Here is a 501-nt window from a genome sequence, read left to right as displayed (position 1 = left end):
AGCTGCAGGGTGACCTCGCTGCCGGGCTCCCACCCGCCGGAGACCACACCGGCCTCACCACCAGCCGGAACCGGCGAGGAGACCTCGACCGTCGGCGAGGTGGCATCATCCGCATCGAGCACCTCGAGAGGAGCCGAGGCGTTCGCACCATTGGCATCGGTGCCCGCCACCGTGTAGCCCGGGGCCACCGGAGCATCAGCCGGAACCGGGACGACAGTGCCCTCCGGCAGCGCGCCCTCAGCATCAGTCGTCACGACCACCGGATCACCCAGGGGAGCACCCGAAGGATCGGTCAGCTGCAGAGTCACCTCAGACTCCGGCAGCCATCCCGTCGACGTCACCGGCACATCCGAACCCGCCGGAGCCTGCGCCGGAGCCTCGAGAGCCGGGGCATACACCGAGACCGCGCCCTCACCGGAGTTGCCGTCGGGATCCGAGGCGGAGACCGTGTAGTCCCCGGCCACCGCATCCTCCGGGATCGGCACAGCAGTGCCCTCCGGC

At 70.7% G+C, this 501-nt stretch carries 1 protein-coding gene; it reads right to left on the bottom strand.

Annotated elements, in window-relative coordinates:
- Positions 1 to 254, bottom strand: a 254-nt coding sequence (locus ACFFF6_RS19955) for a hypothetical protein (protein WP_376983275.1), incomplete at its 3' end; no start/stop codon positions are given.
- Positions 255 to 501 lie beyond the last annotated feature (247 nt).

The organism is Brachybacterium hainanense, assembly GCF_042434575.1.
Classification (GTDB): Bacteria; Actinomycetota; Actinomycetes; order Actinomycetales; family Dermabacteraceae; genus Brachybacterium; species Brachybacterium hainanense.
The sequence above is the reverse complement of the archived record's forward strand: the minus strand, read 5'-3'. Positions and strand labels throughout refer to the sequence as shown.